The following is a 4,346-nucleotide window of genomic DNA, read 5'->3' as shown; positions in this document are numbered from 1 at the left end:
GGCTCGGACTGGTCAGCCACACCGGCGACATTGTTCGAGCGTGCCGGCGCCGGCGCAGACGCGGCGGTCCGGCTCTTCCAGTAGTCCGCCAGCTGCGGATAAAACAGCACGCCGACGGTCGCTACGATCAGGAGCACGACCACGCCCATCCAGGGAAAGGGCTTGCTGCTGGGGAAATCATTTTTCTTGCTCTGCGCCGGGCCCACGGCCACGCGGGTCTTGACGCTCTCCACGCCCGGGCTCAGGTCCTTGCCTGGCGGCTTGGGCAGCTGGGCCAGCACGGGAGCGGGGTCGATCTTGAGCACACGGCACACCGCCGAGGCCAGCGCACGCACAAAGACCACATCCGGGAAGGAACTCCAGTTGCCCGCTTCCAGCGCTTCGAGCTTGTGCACCGACACCTTCAGGTGCGCGGCCACGGCCGGCAGGTGGTAGCCCAGCTCCTCGCGCGCCTGGCGCAGCATCTCGCCAGCGCTCAGGGGGGCGCCCGAGGCCGCATTGTTGGCGTTCGTTGCTTCTTGGATATCAGACTCAATCACAGCACGCCTCCACCAGCGATACGTGCCGCCTCTTTGGAGTCGGGGAAACGCTTTTGCAATTGGGCAGCAAGCGCACGTGCGCTCGCACCGTCGCCCAGGGCTTTTTCAATTTGGATACCGAGGAACAAGGAGCCGGCATTGGCCAGCTCGCCGTTGTTCAGCCGCCGGATATAGAACTGCGCACGGCGCGCGTCGCCGCGCTGGTTCAGCAGCTTGGCCAGGTTGAAGCTGACGATGGGGTTGCCCGCGTCGTATTCATAGGCCTTGAGCAAGCTGGCCTCGGCCTCGGCAGGTTTGCCGGCCGCTTCGTGGCACAGGCCCTGGGCCATCAAGGTCTTGGCTTGCTGAAAATACTGGCGCTGCACCAGGGCCTGGTTGAAATAGCGGTCCGCGGCCTCGTATTTTTTCTCCTGGCAGAGCAGCCAGCCGTGGTTGTGCATGATGTCGCCATCGGTGGGCTTGAGCGACTGGGCCTTGCTGAAGCTCTCAGCGGCAATATCGGGCTCGCCCAGCTGCATATAGATGAGGCCACGCATGTTGTAGGCATCGCCGCTGTTGGGATCGAGCGCCAGCACCTGCTTGATCTCGTCGAGCGCAATCGTGGTCTTGCCAGACTGGAAATAGTTGGCAGCGAGCTCAAGGCGGATGCGCGCGCGCCGATGGATTTCGGTCTCATCGGATTGGGTGACATAGGCGGCATCCTCACGGGCCGTACTGCTGCTGGTACCACAGCCCGACAAACCGCCTACCAGGGCCAAACCCAGCAAGGCGGCAGCCGTGAGGCGATGTACCCTCGGTTGCCCTATTGTCACAGCCTCTTGCATGCACACCCTCCTCAAACTGTTTGGACTATTTCTAGACTTGCGCCAGCGGTATGACCCGGTTCTTGGCCATGCGTTCTGCCGCTTTGGTACGGTCTTTCACATCGCCAGCGAGCTGGCCGCAGGCCGCATCGATGTCGTCACCCCGGGTCTTGCGCACGGTGGTCACAACGCCCGCGTCCGAGAGCATCTTGGCAAATTCCGTCACCCGACTGGCAGGTGATCGTAACAGACCCGAGGCTGGAAAAGGGTTGAATGGAATCAAATTGAATTTGCACCATGCCCCGCCGTTGCCCGCATACTCTCGCACCAGTGCTATCAATTGCTGGGCATGCTCGGGTTGGTCGTTGACGCCGTCGAGCATGCAGTACTCAAAGGTGATGAAGTCACGCGGCGCAAACTCCAGGTAGCGGCGGCAGGACTGCATCAGCTCGTCAAGCGGGTATTTCTTGTTCAGCGGCACCAGGCCATTGCGCAGCGGATCGTTGGGGGCGTGCAGCGACACGGCCAGCGCCACCGCGCAATCCTGCGCCAGGCGGTCCATCATCGGCACGACGCCCGAGGTGGAGACGGTGACGCGGCGGCGCGACAGACCATAGCCATGGTCATCGAGCATGGTGCGCAGCGCTGGCACCAGAGCCGTGTAATTTTGCAGAGGCTCGCCCATGCCCATCATCACCACGTTGGAGATGATGCGCTCATCGCGCCCCAGGCGCTTGCGCAGCGCGTGTTCGGCAAACCACAGCTGCGCCATGATTTCGCCAGTGGTCAGGTTGCGGCTGAAGCCCTGGTGCCCTGTCGAGCAAAAGCGGCATCCCACCGCGCAACCGGCCTGCGAAGAGACGCACAAGGTGCCACGGTCATCTTCGGGAATGAATACGGATTCGACGGCATTGCCATCACCCACGTCGAACAGCCACTTGACCGTTCCGTCGGCAGACACATGCTCGGTGATCACGGGCAGCGCCGTGACATGGGCCGTGCCCTTGAGTTTTTCGCGCAGGGACTTGGCCAGATCGGTCATCTGGTCGAAATCGGCTGCACCGCGCTGGTGGATCCAGCGAAAAAGCTGCGTGGCCCGGAAGCGCTTCTCTCCCAGCCCTTCGCAAAAGGCGGTCAAACCAGCCAAATCAAAATCAAGCAAATTGGTGGTCATGGATATACGCTCGGGCCACTTACCTATGCCACGCGGCCTTGCGGCCGCGCACATGTCAATTAACGGGAATAGACGTTCATGCCGGGGAAGAAGAACGCCACTTCCACAGCGGCGGTCTCAGCGGCGTCAGAGCCGTGCACGGCGTTGGCGTCGATGCTGTCAGCGAAGTCAGCGCGGATCGTGCCCTTGTCAGCCTTCTTAGGGTCGGTAGCGCCCATCAGCTCACGGTTCTTCAGGATGGCGTTTTCGCCTTCCAGAGCCTGGATCATCACAGGACCGGAGATCATGAAGTCCACCAGATCCTTGAAGAAAGGACGGGCAGCGTGCACAGCGTAGAACTGCTCAGCGTCTTGACGCGACAGTTGCACCAGCTTGGCGGCCACGATCTTCAGGCCAGCAGCTTCAAAGCGGGCGTAGATTTGACCGATAACATTCTTAGCCACTGCATCGGGCTTGATGATCGAGAGGGTACGTTCGATTGCCATAATAAATTTCCTGTTGATGGATTTTTTGCTCTAAAAGCAAACCTTTGATTGTACGGTGTCCTGGAAGTCAGCGGCGTGACTACGACCTTCCACCGCGCTTGAATCCGCCACCGCTCTTGCGTTGGCCCTGGCGCTGACGCGTCAGGCTGTCGTGACCGATGTAGCCCAGCGAGGTCTTCATCGGATCGGGTTGGGTACTGCGCTTCTCGGGCGCCTTGCGCAAGCCGCCACCCCGGGTGTTCTTGGCCGGGCCCACCGATGGGCGCGGGCCATTGTGCTGGGGACGGTTGTCGCTGCGGCCGCCCCGGCCAGCCGAATTCTGCTCACGGGGTTTGCGCTCAGCCACGCCACCGGCAGCCACGGTCAGCGCCTGGATGTCACGCTGGTCGAGCTCGACCCAGGAGCCCCGGCGCAGGCCGCGCGGCAGCACCATGGCGCCGTAGCGGATACGGATCAGGCGGCTGACCGCGTGACCCACCGACTCGAACATGCGGCGCACTTCGCGGTTGCGGCCTTCGGAGATGGTGACCCGGTACCAGCAGTTGGCGCCTTCGCCACCGCCGTCGTCGATGGAGCCAAAGCTCGCCACGCCGTCTTCCAGGTTCACGCCCGCAAGCAACAAGGCCTTTTCTTCATTGGTCAATGCACCCAGCACGCGCACCGCGTACTCGCGCTCGAGGCCAAAGCGCGGGTGCATCAGGTTGTTGGCCAATTCACCCGAGTTGGTGAACAGCAGCAGACCTTCGGTGTTCAGATCGAGACGGCCAATGGACTGCCACTTGCCGTGCGAGACGCGCGGCAGCTTGCGGAACACCGTGGGGCGGTTTTGCGGATCGTCATGCGTCACCACCTCGCCCACCGGCTTGTGGTAGGCGAGCACCCGCGCTGGCGGCTGCTCGATGCGGAAGGTGATCAGCTTGCCATTCACACGGATCTTGTCGCTGTGCAAAATGCGCTGACCGACGTGTGCCGGCTCGTTGTTGACGGAGATGCGGCCTTCCAGAATCAGGCGCTCCATCTCCAGGCGCGAACCCATGCCGGCCTGGGCCAGCAGCTTGTGCAGCTTGGGCGCTTCCACATGGGGCTGCAGCACGCGCTTGACCGGCGCGGGGGTGTCCGAGTCTTCCGCCGCTTCCAGCGCGCCGGCCACCACATCTTCAAAGGCATAGCCTTCCGATTCGGCATCGCGCTGCGGGCGGCCCGCAGGACCACGGCCACGGGCCGGTGGCGCATCGCCTTCTGCGCCCTGTGCATCACGCGGCTGTCCATCACGCTCGCGGAAACGGCGGGCACGGGCTGGGTAACGGCTCACGCGCGGCTCGCCATCACGGCGCGCACGCGGCTC

Annotated in this window: 5 protein-coding genes; all 5 read right to left on the bottom strand. The window is 62.9% G+C overall.

Annotated features, from left to right (window positions below):
* Positions 1-539: RodZ family helix-turn-helix domain-containing protein (locus H928_RS28360; protein WP_239644992.1), on the bottom strand; the 539-nt coding region annotated here is incomplete at its 3' end.
* Positions 536-1,363: a type IV pilus biogenesis/stability protein PilW gene (gene pilW / locus H928_RS0116605; RefSeq protein ID WP_052330060.1), complete on the bottom strand. Its 828-nt coding sequence runs from the start codon at positions 1,361-1,363 to the stop codon at positions 536-538. The genes H928_RS28360 and pilW, both read right to left, overlap by 4 nt.
* 31 nt (positions 1,364-1,394) lie before the next feature.
* On the bottom strand, positions 1,395-2,516 hold the full coding sequence (gene rlmN / locus H928_RS0116600; RefSeq protein ID WP_021027514.1) for a 23S rRNA (adenine(2503)-C(2))-methyltransferase RlmN: 1,122 nt from the start codon (positions 2,514-2,516) through the stop codon (positions 1,395-1,397).
* A gap of 59 nt (positions 2,517-2,575) precedes the next feature.
* Positions 2,576-3,001, bottom strand: a complete 426-nt coding sequence (gene ndk / locus H928_RS0116595) for a nucleoside-diphosphate kinase (protein WP_021027513.1) — start codon at positions 2,999-3,001, stop codon at positions 2,576-2,578.
* A gap of 79 nt (positions 3,002-3,080) precedes the next feature.
* A partial coding sequence (locus H928_RS0116590) for a pseudouridine synthase (RefSeq protein ID WP_021027512.1) occupies positions 3,081-4,346 on the bottom strand: 1,266 nt, incomplete at its 5' end.

Source organism: Comamonas sp. B-9, assembly GCF_000410635.1.
Lineage (GTDB): Bacteria > Pseudomonadota > Gammaproteobacteria > Burkholderiales > Burkholderiaceae_C > Comamonas.
This window is presented reverse-complemented; position numbering and strand designations above follow the sequence as displayed.